15 protein-coding genes are annotated in these 17,469 nt (G+C 28.7%); 9 read left to right on the top strand and 6 right to left on the bottom strand.

The window, feature by feature from the left end; all coding sequences use genetic code 11:
• The first annotated feature begins 9 nt into the window (after positions 1 to 9).
• From BEN51_RS05000 to BEN51_RS04980, 5 genes are all read left to right on the top strand, one after another.
• Positions 10 to 843 (top strand): MBL fold metallo-hydrolase, encoded by an 834-nt coding sequence (locus tag BEN51_RS05000; RefSeq protein ID WP_119864980.1) that lies wholly within the window; start codon positions 10 to 12, stop codon positions 841 to 843.
• Between the two features lie 376 nt (positions 844 to 1,219).
• Positions 1,220 to 2,341 carry a Fic family protein gene (locus tag BEN51_RS04995; protein ID WP_119864979.1) on the top strand — a complete coding sequence of 374 codons (1,122 nt, stop codon included), beginning with the start codon at positions 1,220 to 1,222 and terminating at the stop codon, positions 2,339 to 2,341.
• Positions 2,342 to 2,632: 291 nt separating this feature from the next.
• Entirely contained in the window at positions 2,633 to 3,193 is a 561-nt protein-coding gene (locus BEN51_RS04990) for a dihydrofolate reductase family protein (RefSeq protein ID WP_119864978.1), read from the top strand.
• A 159-nt stretch (positions 3,194 to 3,352) separates the two neighbouring features.
• Entirely contained in the window at positions 3,353 to 4,042 is a 690-nt protein-coding gene (locus tag BEN51_RS04985) for a TetR/AcrR family transcriptional regulator (protein ID WP_119864977.1), read from the top strand.
• 14 nt (positions 4,043 to 4,056) lie between these two features.
• On the top strand, positions 4,057 to 5,622 hold the full coding sequence (locus BEN51_RS04980) for an N-acyl homoserine lactonase family protein (RefSeq protein ID WP_164704088.1): 1,566 nt from the start codon (positions 4,057 to 4,059) through the stop codon (positions 5,620 to 5,622).
• Between the two features lie 79 nt (positions 5,623 to 5,701).
• Here the strand turns inward: BEN51_RS04980 and BEN51_RS04975 are convergent, their stop codons facing one another.
• From BEN51_RS04975 to BEN51_RS04955, 5 genes are read right to left on the bottom strand one after another with little or no spacing between them, the layout of a single operon-like run.
• A complete protein-coding gene (locus tag BEN51_RS04975; protein WP_119864975.1) occupies positions 5,702 to 6,310 on the bottom strand; it encodes a response regulator in 609 nt (202 codons plus the stop codon).
• 3 nt (positions 6,311 to 6,313) lie between these two features.
• Positions 6,314 to 7,387, bottom strand: coding sequence for a sensor histidine kinase (locus tag BEN51_RS04970; RefSeq protein WP_119864974.1), 1,074 nt, complete (start codon positions 7,385 to 7,387; stop codon positions 6,314 to 6,316).
• Entirely contained in the window at positions 7,388 to 8,065 is a 678-nt protein-coding gene (locus tag BEN51_RS04965) for an ABC transporter permease (RefSeq protein ID WP_119864973.1), read from the bottom strand.
• Positions 8,062 to 8,769, bottom strand: coding sequence for an ABC transporter permease (locus tag BEN51_RS04960; RefSeq protein ID WP_119864972.1), 708 nt, complete (start codon positions 8,767 to 8,769; stop codon positions 8,062 to 8,064). The genes BEN51_RS04965 and BEN51_RS04960 overlap by 4 nt, the downstream gene beginning before the upstream one ends.
• Positions 8,769 to 9,704 carry an ABC transporter ATP-binding protein gene (locus BEN51_RS04955; RefSeq protein ID WP_119864971.1) on the bottom strand — a complete coding sequence of 312 codons (936 nt, stop codon included), beginning with the start codon at positions 9,702 to 9,704 and terminating at the stop codon, positions 8,769 to 8,771. Before BEN51_RS04955 ends, BEN51_RS04960 begins: the two co-directional genes overlap by 1 nt.
• Positions 9,705 to 9,822: 118 nt before the next feature.
• On the opposite strand from BEN51_RS04955, the gene BEN51_RS04950 reads away from it, so the two are divergent.
• From BEN51_RS04950 to BEN51_RS04935, 4 genes are all read left to right on the top strand, one after another.
• A complete protein-coding gene (locus BEN51_RS04950; RefSeq protein ID WP_119864970.1) occupies positions 9,823 to 10,656 on the top strand; it encodes an Hsp33 family molecular chaperone HslO in 834 nt (277 codons plus the stop codon).
• Between the two features lies 1 nt (position 10,657).
• On the top strand, positions 10,658 to 11,371 hold the full coding sequence (locus tag BEN51_RS04945; protein WP_119864969.1) for a MerR family transcriptional regulator: 714 nt from the start codon (positions 10,658 to 10,660) through the stop codon (positions 11,369 to 11,371).
• Positions 11,372 to 11,996: 625 nt separating this feature from the next.
• Positions 11,997 to 13,334, top strand: coding sequence for a tRNA (N6-isopentenyl adenosine(37)-C2)-methylthiotransferase MiaB (gene miaB, locus BEN51_RS04940; RefSeq protein ID WP_119864968.1), 1,338 nt, complete (start codon positions 11,997 to 11,999; stop codon positions 13,332 to 13,334).
• Between the two features lie 259 nt (positions 13,335 to 13,593).
• Positions 13,594 to 15,303: a methyl-accepting chemotaxis protein gene (locus BEN51_RS04935; RefSeq protein ID WP_119864967.1), complete on the top strand. Its 1,710-nt coding sequence runs from the start codon at positions 13,594 to 13,596 to the stop codon at positions 15,301 to 15,303.
• Positions 15,304 to 15,420: 117 nt separating this feature from the next.
• Here the strand turns inward: BEN51_RS04935 and BEN51_RS04930 are convergent, their stop codons facing one another.
• Positions 15,421 to 17,193, bottom strand: a complete 1,773-nt coding sequence (locus BEN51_RS04930; RefSeq protein WP_164704087.1) for a methyl-accepting chemotaxis protein — start codon at positions 17,191 to 17,193, stop codon at positions 15,421 to 15,423.
• Positions 17,194 to 17,469 lie beyond the last annotated feature (276 nt).

The following is a 17,469-nucleotide window of genomic DNA, read 5'->3' as shown; positions in this document are numbered from 1 at the left end:
GGTGAAGAAATGAAGTATTTTACAAGTGAGAAAATCTCAGAGAATATTATAAGAATTCGCGATATTTGTGGGGTTTATCAATATTTAGTTATAGGTGATGAAAAAGCTTGTTTATTAGATACAGGCTGTGGTTTTGGCAATCTCAGAGAATATGTTAATACATTAACTGATAAAGATTACTTTGTTATATTAACTCATGGGCACATAGATCATGCAAGTGGTGCAAGCCTTTTTGAAGATAAGGAAATATATATGAATCTCTTAGATAAAGAATTACTTAAAGTGCATACTGCCTTTGAAGTTAGAAAAGAATATGCAAAAGTAGTAAATGAAACAGCAGAAATTCCAGAATCTGAATATAACCCATTATTTAATGGTGAGTTATTGCCACTTACTGATGGACAGGAATTTGATTTAGGTAACTTAACCATTCAAGCAATTCATACACCAGGGCATACACAAGGAATGACTATGATTTTAATAAAAGAAGAGAGGACTATTCTATTTGGTGATGGATGTGGGATTAGTGTGCTCTTATTAGATGAATATGCTAGTAGTGTCTCTGAATATTTAGATACTCTAATAACTCTAAAAAATTATGAAAACCAATATGATTATATTATTAGAAATCATGGAACAGGTAAATCTCCTAAAGATTTATTAGATAATGTTATTGAATGTTGCAAATTAGTTATAAATGGTACAGATGATAAATACCCTGCAAGAAATATACCTATTAAGGTTGAAAATGCATTCTTTGCAAAAACATTAAAAGATAATAGTACTGATCGTGTTGATGGAAAAGAGGGTAACATTGTTTATACCTTAGACAAAATTAAATAGATATATAGATAGTTGATAACCCACAAGCATTATTTGTGGGTTATCAATTTTTTATATTTATCTTTTAGTAAATGAGTAATACTTTTATTTGTTAATAGGATTAGCATAGGATAAGGATAACTTGGACGCCAGGGTTATTGAAAAAATTCATTGAAGGTGAAGCTCAATATCCGTTTTTAGAATATGAAACGGTTGCTTAAGATAAAACAACAAATGAATATAGATAAGAAATTAGTTGTTACAGAATTATTTATAAAAATAGTTTGCAATATTTATTTTTACAACAAAAACTGTTTAAATTATGTCTTAAATGTTATAATTAATAATATAAGAATAAATTTTGTTTTAAATTTGTTTTAAGTTATGGAGGTAAATTATGAAAAAACCATATGAACCATTAAGATTACCAATTAATAATTTAATTAATATTAATGAATTTATAAATGAACTTCTTGAAGCAAATAAGCTTATAGGAATATATGAAACATTATTAAATAAATCAAAGTTAGATCCAAAGCTTTTGTTAGCACCAATTACATTACAGGAGGCTATTCAATCTACAAGAATAGAGGGAACTCAAGTTACTTTAGACGATATGTTAGAGTATGGAGTAGATGAAAGTAATAAAAATAATGATATACAAGAAGTAATAAACTATTCAAATGCTTTAAGACTTGGAGAAGATTTATTAAAAAGATTACCAATTTCAACAAGGCTTATTAAAGAAATGCACAAAATATTATTAGCAGGGGATGTTAGAGGCAATAGTAGAAATCCAGGAGAGTTTAGAACTATCCAAAATTTTATAGGACCTGAAGGATGTACTATTCAAACGGCGTCCTACATTCCACCAGAACCTCAATTAGTTCCAAACTATATGAGTAATTTAGAAAAATATATTAATGAACCAACAGATGATTTAAATAATTTAATTAGAATTGCGATAATACACGCACAGTTTGAAACTATTCATCCTTTTTTAGATGGCAATGGAAGAATAGGTAGAATACTAATTCCATTATTTTTATATGATAAAGAATTGGTAAGTGCACCTAACTTTTTTATTAGTGAAAGTCTAGAAAAGGATAAGTATAAATATTATAAACTTCTAAATGATTTAAGAGTTGATCCTGAAAAAGCAACTGAAGAGATTCTTGCAGATAAATGGAATACTTGGATTAAATTTTTTATAAATTCGATAACTTTACAAGCTAATAAGAATATTAAATTAATTGATTCTATAGATAACTTATATAATGAGGTTTTAGATAAATCAAGAGAATTAATCTCTAATAATAAACTTATAGATATTATTAATGTTATGTTTGAAAAACCTGTCTTTAATAAAAAAAGTATCTTAGAAAAGGTATCAATACCAAGTAGTACTTTAGGAAATTATTTAAACAAATTAGAGAATGCTCAAATAATTTATTCTGATGGAAAAATAAGAAATAAAAGATACTACTTCTATGATTTAATAAATATCTTAAGGCAATAGAATTTTAATAAAATTCTGTTTTTAAGCTCTAGGTGTACAGTAATATCATACAGATATAACTCATAATAGTTTTTAAGGAACTGATTAATTAAAAAACTGATCTGAATAATTCAGACCAGTTTTCCTATAATAATAACAATTGCATTATGAAATAATAATAAACAAAGTGATAATAGGTTATATCAAAAATGGATATATTTATTATAAAATTAGGCCGAGTTTTGTAAATAAATTGGATGTACAATTTATAATATGACATATAGAACGAGATCTATTAAGGAGGCGAAGAATATGCTTAATAATAAAATAAGAAAAATAGTTTTAGATTTAGCAGTTTCTTTAGATGGATTTATTGAAGGTATAAATGGAGAAATTGATTGGTGCATTATGGATGAAGATATGAATTTTGTTAAGTTCTTAGATAGTGTTGATACAATTTTTTACGGCAGAAAATCTTATGATTTATGGGGGAAATATACTCTAGAAAATGATGCTTCTGATACAGATAGAGAAATGTGGGAAAAGGTTCATAGTAAGAAGAAGGTTGTATTTTCAAAAAGTCTAACTAATATAGATAATGCCAAGGTAATTAATTTTAATATTGTAGAAGAAGTAAATAAAATAAAAAATGAACCAGGGAAGGATATTTGGTTATACGGTGGAGCCAGCCTTATAACAACCTTTGTAAACTTAGGACTTGTTGATGAGTATAGATTATCAATTCATCCTGTAGTTTTAGGAGGAGGCAAACCTTTATTTGTTAACATAAAAGAAAGGCAGGAGCTAAAATTAGTTGATAGTAGAAAATTCTCTTCAGGTGTTATTCAGCTCTGTTACCAAGCTGTTATCTAATTTAATAATCTAATAATCTAATGAATCCTTCTAATGACAGCATATAAAAGTTGTCATTAGAAGGATTTTATCTTACGAGTAAATAAATATTGACATAAGAGGAAATATTATTTAAGATATTAATATACCGACGGTCGGTTTATTAAAAGGAGTGATACTATGGCAAGGATATTAAAGAAAGATGAATATGAAGCAAAACGTAATGAAATTCTTTCTGCAGCTCAAAAGTTTGTTTATACAAAAGGATATGAGAAGATGTCAATTCAGGATATATTAAATGAATTGGGAATTTCAAAGGGAACTTTTTTTCATTATTTTAAATCAAAACAAGCTATGTTAGATGCACTTGTTGAACGCTTTATGGATCAAGGAGAAGAACAGATAATTCCCATAGTAAAAGATGAAAGTCTTCCTGCTATAGAGAAGTTGAAGAAATATTTCACTGCAGCAGGAAATTGGAAGGTTAAACAAAAGGATTACTTAATCAGTCTTATGAGGGTGTGGTATAGCGATGACAATGCAATTATTCGTCAGAAAATGCTAAATCATTCAATTGAACGTATTTCTCCCCTTTTATCCTCGATTATTTTTCAAGGAATTCAAGAAGGAACTTTTAAGCCTTCTTTTCCAGAGCAGGCAGGAGAAGTTACCCTTTCTTTGATACAAAGTTTATGGGATAGGTTATCCTTGATGATTATAAATGATGCACAGGATAAAGACTGCATTGACCAAATGAAAAATATACTTGCAGCCTATACTGATTCAATAGAGAAGGTATTGGGGATTCCTGAATCTACTCTTAGGATAATTAATGATGAAACAATGAATCAATGGTTTAATTTGAAATAAAGGAGATGTCAACTTTGACAATATTATTAAAAACACTTAAGAACCTTGGAAAAGGACTACTTTTAATAATAAGTTTATGGCTATTAGCTATTATGAGTGTTGTATTCTATATGAAGGGAATAAACACTATATTGCTGATCATATATGTTATCTTATCACTTGCAGCAAATATTGGACTTCTTTGGCCAGGAATTTTCAAGTTTATTAATAATGGTGAGAAAAGCAGAGGAACAGTGCTAAAGTTCTTTGTGATACCTTCAACTTTATTATTCACTATTTTTTATGCAGCAGTTATATTCTACATTCAGGATATACCAGTAATATTAGGAATTCTTTCAGCTATAACTATTATACTAATGGTAATAGCTTTTAAGAGCCCAGAATCACTGTCTAAATCTTTTGTGAAAAAAAGCAAAAGCTTCCGTTTTGGTTTATTTGGTGTACCGGCTATTATATTTCTTGTATTAATGTACATTTCAGTGCCAATAGTTGAGAATTATCGTACAAGCATCTTAAAGCAGGCTGAAGAAGAGCGTTTACAGGCAATTGAAGCTTCAGTTAAAAAAACACCTGTAAAAGATGGAAAAGTTAAGGTCTATCCACTTCACGTAGGGGACACAATTTTAACTTATGGGCAATTTTACGGTGGCCTTGATGGATGGGAAGGACTTACTGGATACTTTAAAACTCTTGTGAATAAAGATAATATTACAATCCCTCTATACACCTATCTTATTGATCATCCAAAGCATGGTCTTTTTATGATTGATGCTGCTATTAACTGGGAACAGGCTAATGATCATGATGGATTCTATAATCACAATTATATGGTATCTCGACTTTTAACAGTAAAAGATGAGTACAAGCTTAATATAGAGCAGGACCTACAAGTTCAGGTAGAGAGGCTAGGGTATAAGCTAGAAGATATAAAAATGGTATTTATGACTCATACTCATGATGATCATGCTGGTGGACTAAGAAACATACCGAATGCTAAGGTAATAATAAGTAAAGAGGATTGGGAGAAAGGAACATCCATTTATCCCTATTCATTCGAACTAGCAGAAGATAATATGGACTTATTTACTTATGATTCTATAGAGTATAAAAGCTTTCCTAAGAGCCTAGATTATTTTGATGATGGAAGTGTTATCCTTCTTCCAACTCCAGGTCATTCTCCTGGACATACTTCTGTTTTAGTAAAGGCAGATGAATATGATATTTTATTTATGGGAGATACCCCATATACCCTAAATCATATGTCAATTGATGAAGTTAGACAGATTACTTTAGGTGGAGAAGAAACAGAGAAACAATTAGATTCAACTAGAAAATTACAGCAATTAGTTGAAGATGAGCCAAACACTGTTATGTTATTTGCCCATGATTATACCAGTTATCAAAAAGAACTAATTGAGCAGTTCCTTGAGGATGGATACCTTAACGAGGAAGAGCTTAATAATATAAGAAATTATAGATTTACACTTTTTGATAATGACTGGAACCTTAAACCAGGACATATGCCTTATTATATACCACCAGCAAAAGGCCAGGAAACTGGAAGTGTGGGTTTTAAATAAATAATTTTATAATAAATAGGCAAATAAAAATAAAACTTCCAGTTTATATTAGCTCACGCTATTCATAACTGGAAGTTTTCTATATACCATTTTTAGTTTGCCAATAATATATGGCTAATTGAGTTCTATCTCGTAATTCTAATTTTTCTAATATTGTTGAAATAGTATTTCTTACAGTTCCTTCACTAATATAAATTTGCTTGGAAATTTCCTTATTTGAAAATCCATTAGCAATTAACTCTAGGATTTCATTTTCCCTTGCAGTTAAGTTGTTTTCCTCTTGTGATTCAGAAAAACTTTTTAAAGCCTCTTCACTTATTATAGAAAGGCCAGCATATACAGTTTTAATAGTTATTATTTGCTTTTCTGTATCATCTGATTTTAATAAATATCCAGAGGCACCTGCTTGAAGGGATTGATGAATGTTTTTATAGTCATGAAAGGTTGTAAGCATTATAATTTTTATGGCTTTATTAATTTTCTTTATAACTCTACAAGCGCTAATTCCATCCATAATAGGCATTTGAATATCCATAAGAACCATATCTACAGGATTATTTTTACAAAATTCAATTGCTTCATTTCCGTTAGAAGCCCTTCCTATAATTTCAAGAGCTGGATCAGTGGATAGAAGGATATCAAGACTTTCAATAACCATTTCATCATCATCAACTATTAATATTTTCATATATTACTTACTCCTTTCAAATGGAATAAATATAATTAATTTAAAAGTATTTTGTTTTTGAATACTTAAGCTGCCATTTACAGCCTCTAATCTATTACGCATATATCGTAACCCATGTCCAGATATTTCTCTAGAGTTATTTATTATTCCATCATTTTCAATAGTCAGCCTTACTGAATAGTCTGTTACCTTTAAAGATATATTAACTTTACTAGGACGAGCGTGCTTTGTAATATTAGTTAAAGCCTCTCTTACAGTCATTAAGATTAATTGCCATATATAAGGCTCTAATTTTAAAATATCTCCACTATGTACAAATTCAACTGGATAAATAAAATTATCGCATAAATTATTTATGTCTAATAGTCCAATTTCTAAATTTGGTTCAATGCTTTTAACAGAACTTTTTAATTGATGCAGGGCATTTTCTAAACGCTTCTCTGATTTATTTAATGTTACATTAGCTCTTTCAAATTGGTTAGCTGCCATTAGGGCTTTATATGCCTTTAGTGATAGGTGAGCAGCAGTAAGCTCGTGACCTAAATTGTCATGGAGCACCTCTGCAATTCTTTGTCTTTCTGTTAAACGTGATATTCTATCTGTATCTTGGTAGTCAGATAATAGCTTTGATTGTACAAATTCCAGGTCATAAATATGCTGCCTTAAATGGTCAATTGTATTCTTGCTTGAATTACTTTCCTTATCCCAGTTATATAGGATTGTACCAAACAATAATCCCTGTAAAAGTAATAAATAATAACTACCATCATTAACTATTAATCCTACAATAATTAATGGAAGGGTATAAATTAGTTTGTTTTTATATGAAAAGTAATAGGCAAATATAAATATGTAATTAGTGGCAACAGGATAAAATATTGTTGCTAATAGAAAGAAGGTTAAATCGATTAGCATATAGCATGGCCTTAAGTTTATTCTCCACCTTAAAACCATGCTAAAAATTATTATTATAAAAAGTAAAAATACTATTGGATTTGTTATTTGGCTAAAAATTGTAATAAATAATATTAAAGTCTGTATTATCATAATAAATGAATACATTATTTTTGCAGTCATTTAGTATCTCCTTTTGCTGCCTATTAATAATAATATTACTGAGTAAACTAACAACACAAGATGTGCTATTAATACATATTTAATATTACCATCATGTAGAGAGTTTAGTCCATATGGTAACCAGTAAGTAGGTAAAACTACTATAAATTTTTTTATTTCCTCAGGTATTACTTGTAGAGGCATAGTTACACCACTAACTAAGCACATAAGAGAAGCAAAACCAGAAAATAAGCCAAAGGAAAGATTATAGGATCTAAATAGGGAGTTCCAGCATAATGAAAAAGCAATTACCATTAAGCTATAGGCAGAAGTTAAAGTGAAAATTAATCCATAGTTAATGTTAAGATCTTTCCAATATAGATATAATCCTAATATAAATATTATATTTTGCACTATCAATATAGAGGCATAAGCCATTAAGTGGGAGCTAAGATAACTAATATATTTAGTAGGGGTAGCAGAAATTCTAACTGCAATTTTGTTGATACGTTCCTCCACTATAGGCTTAGATAGTATAAAGCCAGAAAATAAGCTTAATAGACCATAGAGATATATCCCATTTGGATAGCTATTAGTTAAAGGAGGTACAAATATTATTCCTATAGGAAGTATAAGCGTAATTAATATACTAAAAGGTTGCGCCAGACTTCGTTTTAATGCATGTTTAAATATAATCATAGTATCACCTTCTTACTTAGAGGTTTTATTAATAAAAATAGTATTAGGCTAAGTATTACTAAAGGAATTGTTCCTATAGCAATATTTTTTAAATTATTATCCATAACACCTAAAATTGCTGTTTGGGCTAAGGCCATTGGTGTTAGGTATTTTTCAAATAAATTAATTATTATATTATCAGGAAGGGGAAAATATAGTCCTGCTAATATGGGAGCAACAATACCATATAAAGTTGTAACAGAGTTAGCTGTTTTAACATTTTTACTTAAGAATAAAATAATGCTGCCAAATAATTGATTAAATACTACTGAAATAAGCATTACAAGCAAAATTAAAAATAGGTTGTTAAATTTTATATCTAAAATAGTAGCTGAAAATATTAATACAACAAAGGTTTGTAGAAAACTTACTATTATGCCTGAAAATAATATTGATAAAACAATCTTTACAGGGTTAGCTGGTGTTGCTAATAATCTATTACGCATTGGCGATAGAAAATCCTGGCCTAAAGTTTCAAAGCTAAGGGCTGAACCATATATTTGAAAAGTTAAGGCAAAACCAATAGTTAGTAATGGTGTTACAGCAGCTATTTTGTATCTTGAATAAATATAGCTAAAAAAGCTTATTAATAAAATTGGTAATAGTATTAAAATTATATGGCAGAAAATATCTCTGGCAGATCTTAATGTATAAAATTTAAGCATTAATTCACCTCATCTCTTAATTGTTTTCCTGTTAATGTTAGAAATACATCTTCAAGGGTTGGCTGTTTAGAATTCAAATTAACTATTCCTAAAGGAGCTAGAATTGAAACGATTTTATCAATTATTGATATACCTCCTGGTACAATGATGTGATATTGGTTATCCTTTATAACTACTTCTTTTACATCTGTTAGTGCTAAAAGCTCATCTTTTTTATCTTCCCTTGCTATTTTAACATCAACTAATATGTGGGAATCACCTTTAATTCTTGCAATTAGTTCTTTTAATGTTCCTGAAGCTATTACATGTCCTTGATCCACAATATATATTCTACTAGCTACAGCTTCAACCTCTTCTATATAGTGGGAAGTATAGATAACAGTTGTTCCTTCAGCAGCTATCTTTTTAACAAAATCTAAAATATAATTTCTTGACTGAGGGTCTATTCCAACTGTTGGTTCATCCATAATTAATAATTCAGGATTATGTAAGATAGAGCAGCCAATATTTAAACGTCTTTTCATTCCACCTGAGAAATGACCAGGACGGTCGTTTAAACGATCTTCTAAACCAATAATTTTAGCAACTTCATTAATTCTATTTTCCAGTTCTGACTTTTTTAAACCATATAAGCTTCCGAAAAAAGCTAAGTTTTCCCTTGCAGTCATATCTTCATAAATAGTAATTTCCTGTGTTACAAAACCAATTTTTCTTTTTATATCTTGGTTTTTTCCATCCTGCTTCATATTAAAGACAGTTATTTCTCCCTCATCTACAGGAAGTAGTCCTACAATAGAATTTATACATGTGGTTTTTCCTGCTCCATTAGGCCCAAGCAAACCAATAACTTCGCCTTTATTCACTTCTAGACTTAAATAATCTAATGCTAAGTGGTTGTTAAAGCGTTTTATTACATTTTCCATTTTTAAAATCATTTTTATCACCTCTAAGGTTATTATAAATAAATAGAAGATTTTTAGTAGTTACATTTGTCATTTTATTATTGAACCTCACGTAACGTTATGATGTATTATGCTTTTGAGGTGATATAAAATGGAGAAAAATTTAATAAAATTATTAACAAAGGATAATGAAATTAGGATGTATATTACTGATGCTAGAGATATAATAGAATACAGTAATATAATAAATATTAAATCAGGATTTTCAAAAGAACTTTACAGAAAAATATTTATATGTTGCTGCTTATTACGGGGTTTATTAACTGAAAGAGATCAACGATTAGATATTAGTATAAGATTTAAGCCAGATGGATATTTTGTTTATTGTAATATAGATGGAGAAGGAAATATCCATTGTACTTTCTCTCCTAAGTTAAGAGTATTTAATGGAACATTTAAGGACTTAATAGGAAAAGGTGCAACTATGTCCATAAGTAAGGGGAGCTGGATGGCAGGGATGTTTACTGGTACAATAGATTTAAGAGCTGATTCAATAGAAGGATGTTTTACAGATTTTTATTCTAGAAGTGAGCAGTTAGAAACAATATTTAAAATTTGGGTTCACAATGGAACAATGAGAGGCTGTATGATACAACCATTACCTTTTGTTGAAAAAACAAATCTTAAGTATTTAATAGATTATATTGATAGTAATCAAAATATATTAGTTTCAGGGAAATGGACAGATTTACCAGCTAAGCTTTCCTTGCATACAAGGGTAATAGAAGAATATAAAGTGCAAGTAGAATGTAATTGCACAAGAGAAATGTTTTTTGGTATTTTAATGTCCGTTGAAACAGAGGAATTAAAGAAATCAATTCAATTAAATATAAGTGAAGAATTAGAATGTGGAATATGCGGCAAAAAATATTTATTTGATGCAGAGGATTTAAAACAAATTGTAAAAGTAAAAGAGGGAATATAAATTGAGTGAATATATAAAAATTGGTGATTTAGCAAATATGACAGGTACAACTGTAAGAACGCTACATTATTATGATGAAATTGGCCTACTAAAGCCTGCTAAGGTAACAGAAAAAGGACATAGATTGTATAATATGAGAAATGTTACAGAACTATATCAAATTATAGCGATGAAAGAGATGGGCTTTAATCTTGATGAAATAAAAGATCTCATTGTATCTAATAATGTTAATATACTTAACATTATTGAAATTCAAATTTCTAATATACAAGAGGAAATTGCTCAAAAGCAGCAGCTTTTCTGTAAATTACTGAACTTAAAAGAAAATCTTAAAAATAATAAAAACCTATCTTCTGAAGATATTAAGGGAATAATACCGTATATTAGCTTATCATCAGATAAATTTTTTACTATGGAAGAATTTAATCAGTTAAAAAATAGATTAAGTGATTATCATTCAGAAGTAGATGCTGCAGAAGAATGGGTTAATTTTATTTCAAAATTAAAATATTGCTATAAGAAGAAATTACCTAAAACTGATATTACCGCAATTGAATGTGTAGATTATTGGAGAAGTCTAACAGACAGATTAATAGGGAATGATGAGAAAATTAAAGAATCCATATCTGCCTTTCATGCTTCTCAAGATAATAATCAGTTAAGATATGGACTAACTGATGAATTATATAAATATTTAATGAGCTTAATGGAGTAGCATGCTTTAAAAAAATAACCTTATCAATTCTGATGGATTTGTTTTAGATATATTAAAATAATAAAATCAAATTAGAGTTTGTTTTTTATAATATTTAATAAAATATGATTAAGGAAACTTACTCAGGCAAGCTGAGGAGTGCGGAATCCTAGAGAAATAAGTTTCTAAGAATTCTAGAAAAAAGGCTTAGTGCTGGTAACACGAAGCCAATCCTAGAACGTTTTTACGGTTTTTGGGCTATTGATTTATCAAAAAATGATAGTTAAGAAATTAGTGCTTGCGTTTGGTGGACGGAGCACTTTTTTCATTTGTCTTAAATTTGAGTTTAAAACCGTTAATGCTTATATTAACTTCTAAGTCACAAGATTTCGAAGTTGTTTTCAATTCTATACTCATTAGCCTAAGGTGGATAAACGTACAAACCACCGTAGCCATCCACTTCTACGGATTTTTATAAAATACTTTCATATTACATCATAAGATTAAAAGCATGTATATATTGTAATTTAGCAGTTTTTCTATATGAATAGAAGCAATAATGAACTATTTATTAAATGGTTTATTTTACTTAATTATTTTGGTATAATAGCCTAGAGTTGATTAATATGGAGGAGTTAGATAGTTTATGGATAAACAAGAAGTAAAAGATTTAAAATACTTTATTGAAACATGGGGATGCCAGATGAATGAAGAAGATTCAGAAAAATTATCTGGTATGTTAAAAAATATAGGATATTCTAGAACTGAAACAAAAGATGATGCTAATATAATTATTTTTAACACATGCTGTGTTAGAGAAAATGCAGAAAACAAGGTTTTTGGTAATTTAGGTGAGTTAAAACATTTAAAAAAGAAGAATCCAGACTTAATAATAGCAATTTGTGGTTGTATGATGCAACAACAGGGGATGGCAGATAAGGTATTAGAGAAATTCCCTTATGTTAACATAATATTTGGAACTCACAATGCATATAAATTCCCAGAATATTTAAATAGAGTTCAAACAGAAGGAGTACAAGTTAAGGAAGTTTTTAACAAAGAAACTAAAATTGTAGAAGGCATTCCAATAGATAGAAAAAGTGATGTAAAAGCTTTTGTTACTATAATGCATGGATGTAATAACTTCTGTACATATTGTATTGTTCCATATGTTAGAGGAAGAGAAAGAAGTAGAAAATCTGAAGATATAATAGCTGAAATTAAAGAACTTGTAGCACAAGGATATAAAGAAATAACTTTACTTGGTCAAAATGTAAATTCTTATGGTAAAGGTCTTGATGAAGATATAGATTTTGCAAAGCTTCTTAGAAAAGTAAATGAAATAGAAGGGCTTGAACGAGTAAGATTTATGTCATCTCATCCTAAGGATTTAACTAAAGATGTAATTATGGCAATTAAAGAATGTGATAAACTATGCGAACAAATACATTTGCCAGTTCAAAGTGGTTCAGATAGAATCTTAAAGATAATGAATAGACATTATACAAGACAAGATTATTTAGATTTAATTGATCTTATTAAAAAGGAAATACCTGATGTAGGAATAACAACAGATATAATTGTTGGCTTCCCAGGAGAAACAGAAGAGGATTTTCAAGATACCTTAGACTTAGTTAAAAAAGTTGGATATGATTCTGCATTTACTTTTATATATTCAAGAAGAAATCATACTCCGGCTGACAAAATGGAAAACCAAGTCCCAGATGATGTAAAACATGATAGATTTGATAGATTAGTTAAAATTGTAAATGAAAGTGTAATTAGAAATAATAAAGTTTATGAAGGAAAAACAGTAGAAGTTTTAGTTGAAGGCTTAAGTAAAAACGATGAAACTAAGTACACTGGAAGAACTAGAAACGGAAGATTAGTTAATTTCACTGCTGAGAATGTAAAAGCTGGCGATCTAGTTAATGTTAAAATAGTAAGAGCTCAACCATTTTCACTAATTGGTTTAGTAGAATAAAAATTAATATTAAATTTTTATAAAATAGGTATAAGTATTAAAATACTTATACCTATTTTTTTATCTTTATTTAATTTAATAAATAAATATATATAAAATTGCAATAATATTCAAATATTTACGCGAAGTATAGCAAAAAACATCGAAACTACTGAAAATGCTTGAAATTGGCTACATTGACAATATTTCGACAATAAAATATAATTAAACGGTAAATAAAAATGTATATTAAATACATATAAACAAAAGGGGGAGAATAATGTTCAAATCACTTAAAGCAAAAATAATTGGGTCTATGATAATGTTTACATTTGTTTGCGCTTTAACCTTTACATTTATTTCGGTTAATGAAATAAGAACTACGGTAACAAATCAAATGAAAAATGATGGAGCAAACATAGCGACAATCATTAATAGAGAAATTGGGGAATATGTATTAAAAGATACTGAAAAGATTGAAAAGATATTTAAAGAAATTAAAGAAGAAAGTCAAAATAATATTAAATACATATCTCTAGTAGATAAAAATACAAAAATAATTGCTTCAACAGAAAGCAATTTGGATACTATATCTTCCACTTCTGAGGTGCTTGATTCCGTTTCATCTGCTAGTAAAGAAACTTCTGAAAATGGGGAAACAGAAGGAGCAGATATTGATACAAACTCAGTAAATAAAGGACAAGCTTCAGGATATATATTTGTTACAGAAGAAGGGGAGAAAGTTTATAATGTTTCTACACCCTTTTATGAAAATGGGGAATTACTTGGAACAATAGGAATTGGCATTGCATTAAATGATATGAATAACATGATTACTGATAGTTTAGAAAAAATTATAATTACGGCTATATCAGTAATGATTATTGCTACAATCTTTGGGATTGTTATTGCAAAAAACTTAATTAATCCAATTAGAGATATAATAAGTAAATTAGATTATTTTTCTAAAGGTGATTTTACTGTTCAATTTAATAGTAAGAAGAAAGATGAAACAAGGAATTTAACTGATGCCCTTAACAATTCAATAGTTATGATTAAAAATATGATAATAGAAACAAAAGAAGATGTAGCTAAATTAGTTGATATCTCAAATAATATGAAGCTTTCTGGTGAAAGTGTTGTAGGAGCGAGCAAAGGGATATCGCAGGTTATTTCCGAAGTAGCTCAAGGTACTGAGAGGCAAAGTAATAATGTGAATAAAATTACTAATGTATTGGAAGATTTTATTAATAATCTTAATAAGATACAAGATAATGTGCAAGAAACAACAAAGAGCAGTAAAACAATTGAGACTACTGCTGATCTAGGAGCTGAAAAACTGGAAAGTTTAATTAATTCAATAGAAGATTTAAGAATTAGTTTTAATAATACATTATTAAGTATACAGAATTTAAATGAAGACGCTTATAAAATTAATGAGATTATGAATGTAATAAATGATGTTGCAAATCAAACAAATCTTTTAGCTCTCAATGCTGCTATTGAAGCTGCAAGAGCTGGTGAGGCTGGTAAGGGTTTTTCTATAGTAGCTGATGAGATTAGAAAGTTAGCAGAGGAAGTAATGACTTCTTCAAGCAGCATTAGAACAATAATAGATAGCGTTGTTTCCAGTGTTGAATTTGCTTCTAATACAACTAATGAAATTTCATCCAAAATGAGTAATCAAGTGTCTATAATAGATAGTACAAAAGAAGCTTTTAAAAATATTCAATCAGAAGTACATATAATAACTCCTCAATTTGAAAATATATTAAATTCTCTTAGTGATAGGCTTTCAGAGCAAGATTTAATTCTTAATAAGGTTCAAGAGGTAGCTATGATATCTGAACAAATTGCAGCTTCAAGTGAAGAAATTTCAGCTTCAGCGGAAGAAAATACTGAAACTATGGAAGAGTTAGCAAATTTAGTAGATAAAGTCGATGATATGACCAAAAGACTAAATAAGAGTTTAGGTAAGTTTAAAGTCTAAGTTATTAAATTTTTTGAATTTTAAAAGGATATAAGTATTTAAATTGCTTATATCCTTTATATTTTATATAAAAAAGAAGAAAACCACCCTATTTAGGGTGGTAATATTATTAATTTACTATTTATTGTCTACAATAAAATGACTTATATCTGCTTTAAGCTTATTTGCAAGTTTTGACAATATCTTAGCTTCTTCAGCGATATTTTTTGTAACTATAGTTTGCTCTTCAGTAGAAGCAGATACTTCTTCGGTGCTAGCTGCGGTTTCTTCTGTTATGCTAACAATATTAGTTGTTGCCTCAGCAACCTCTTCGGCTCTTATACTTAGAGATTTAGAAGCTTCTGCAACTGCTTTTATATTTTCTGTAACTAGATCAACAGATTGAGAAATTTCATTAAAAGCATTAATAGTATCTTGTAAGGCTTGTTCTTGTTCATATATTGCTTTAGTAGTATTATTTATTTCATTTACAGAATTGTCTACACTTTCTTTAACTTCATTTATAATTTTGCCGATTTCTTTAGCAGAAGTACTAGATTGTTCTGCAAGTTTTCTAATTTCTTCAGCAACTACTGAGAAGCCTTTACCAGCTTCGCCGGCTCTAGCTGCTTCTATTGCTGCATTCAAAGCTAATAAATTTGTTTGCTCAGAAATACTATTAATTACCTCTACAATTTGCCCTATGGTTGTAGATTTTTCAGATAAAGCAGTCATGGCTTCGCGTACATTATCAGACATTTCCTTAGTTATCCTTGTTTTATCTTCATGAGTTTGTACTATTTTTTCACCTTTATGAACAGTTGTTAAAGCCTTTTTGGTTAAAGAATTTGAATTCTCCATATCATTATTGATTTTATTAAGACCATCTAGTATCTCACTAAGTTGAGTATTTGCTTCTTCAGAAGAAGTTGCTTGTTCTGTTGTTCCTTCAGCCAATTGTCCTACGGCCATTGAAATTTGCTCTGAAGCATGACTTACTTCATTTGATGAATTCATTATGTTATTAGAGGCTTCAGAAACTTTTGTACTAAGATCTTTAGTGACCCATATAACAGACATAGTATTTTCCATCATATTATTGAAGCTATTAGATAGTTGTCCAATTTCATCTTTGCTTTGATGCATGCTTCTTACCGTTAAGTCTCCCTCAGAAGCTTTTTTGAATAAAGCTGCAAGAGAAATTAAAGGCTTACTTATTTTAAAACTAATTATAATTGCTATTAATATTGATATAATAAATGCTATTATTGATATAGTAATTGATAGAATAATAGTAGACATTAACTCTTTATGTATAATTTCTTTTTGAACTCCAATTGCTGCATCTATATCATCTATATAATTACCAGTACCAATTACCCAATCAAAAGGTTTGAAATGTATGCTATAACTTCTTTTTGGTAACGGTTCAGAACCTCCGCTTTTAGGGAAATAATAATCAGTATAGCCGCCACCTTCTTGCATACCGTTTTTTATTATTTCTTGTATAAGCAGTTTTCCATTTGCATCTTTAGAGTTATACCTATTAGTACCTTCAGTTTCATTACCAAGCAGAACAATATTAGTCCCATCAGGTGTATCTACCCAAAAATATCCTTCTTCACCATATCTCATTTCTCTTACTAAATCAGCCCCTAATTTTTTAGCTTCTTCAAAGGATATTTCACCTTTTTGACTTTTATTATATAGTTCATTAAGCATGGTTACAACGTTTTCCACCTGCCATTTTGCTTCCCTGTCGAAAGCCTCCCTTAAATTATTATCAAGCTGCTCAATGTAATTATTATTATTTTCTACATTGTTATATATTGATATTGTAGTCAGACTAGTAGCTAAAACTAAACATATAATTGCTGTCATAGTTATAATTCGGTGACTTAATTTTCTCATTTTAACCATCCCTTAATTTTCCAAAATTTATTAAAAAATATAAAGTTTTATAAAATTTTTTAATTAAATAATATTTAATATTAATAATAAATTAAATATTGTGATTAATTAATTATAGATAATTTGATGTATAATGTCAATTAATTAAAAATTAACAGTAATTTTGTATTATTCGATTTTACTGTTAAATATAATAAGAAATATAATATTTATATTATAATCTTTGATTTCTTGAAAAATTAATAATAATATTCATAAAATTATAAAAATCACTAT

It is taken from the genome of Clostridium isatidis (genome assembly GCF_002285495.1).
Taxonomy (GTDB): Bacteria; Bacillota; Clostridia; order Clostridiales; family Clostridiaceae; genus Clostridium; species Clostridium isatidis.
The sequence above is the reverse complement of the archived record's forward strand: the minus strand, read 5'-3'. Positions and strand labels throughout refer to the sequence as shown.

What these genes read in the sequence shown, in the direction of transcription:
- BEN51_RS04990 (WP_119864978.1), top strand. Translation starts at nt 2,633, where the DNA reads ATGCTTAATAATAAAATAAGAAAAATAGTTTTAGATTTAGCAGTTTCT.
- BEN51_RS04950 (WP_119864970.1), top strand. Translation starts at nt 9,823, where the DNA reads ATGGAGAAAAATTTAATAAAATTATTAACAAAGGATAATGAAATTAGG.
- BEN51_RS04970 (WP_119864974.1), bottom strand. Translation starts at nt 7,387, where the DNA reads ATGACTGCAAAAATAATGTATTCATTTATTATGATAATACAGACTTTA.
- BEN51_RS04975 (WP_119864975.1), bottom strand. Translation starts at nt 6,310, where the DNA reads ATGAAAATATTAATAGTTGATGATGATGAAATGGTTATTGAAAGTCTT.
- BEN51_RS04935 (WP_119864967.1), top strand. Translation starts at nt 13,594, where the DNA reads ATGTTCAAATCACTTAAAGCAAAAATAATTGGGTCTATGATAATGTTT.
- miaB (WP_119864968.1), top strand. Translation starts at nt 11,997, where the DNA reads ATGGATAAACAAGAAGTAAAAGATTTAAAATACTTTATTGAAACATGG.
- BEN51_RS04955 (WP_119864971.1), bottom strand. Translation starts at nt 9,704, where the DNA reads ATGATTTTAAAAATGGAAAATGTAATAAAACGCTTTAACAACCACTTA.
- BEN51_RS04985 (WP_119864977.1), top strand. Translation starts at nt 3,353, where the DNA reads ATGGCAAGGATATTAAAGAAAGATGAATATGAAGCAAAACGTAATGAA.
- BEN51_RS04930 (WP_164704087.1), bottom strand. Translation starts at nt 17,193, where the DNA reads ATGAGAAAATTAAGTCACCGAATTATAACTATGACAGCAATTATATGT.
- BEN51_RS04965 (WP_119864973.1), bottom strand. Translation starts at nt 8,065, where the DNA reads ATGATTATATTTAAACATGCATTAAAACGAAGTCTGGCGCAACCTTTT.
- BEN51_RS04995 (WP_119864979.1), top strand. Translation starts at nt 1,220, where the DNA reads ATGAAAAAACCATATGAACCATTAAGATTACCAATTAATAATTTAATT.
- BEN51_RS04960 (WP_119864972.1), bottom strand. Translation starts at nt 8,769, where the DNA reads ATGCTTAAATTTTATACATTAAGATCTGCCAGAGATATTTTCTGCCAT.
- BEN51_RS05000 (WP_119864980.1), top strand. Translation starts at nt 10, where the DNA reads ATGAAGTATTTTACAAGTGAGAAAATCTCAGAGAATATTATAAGAATT.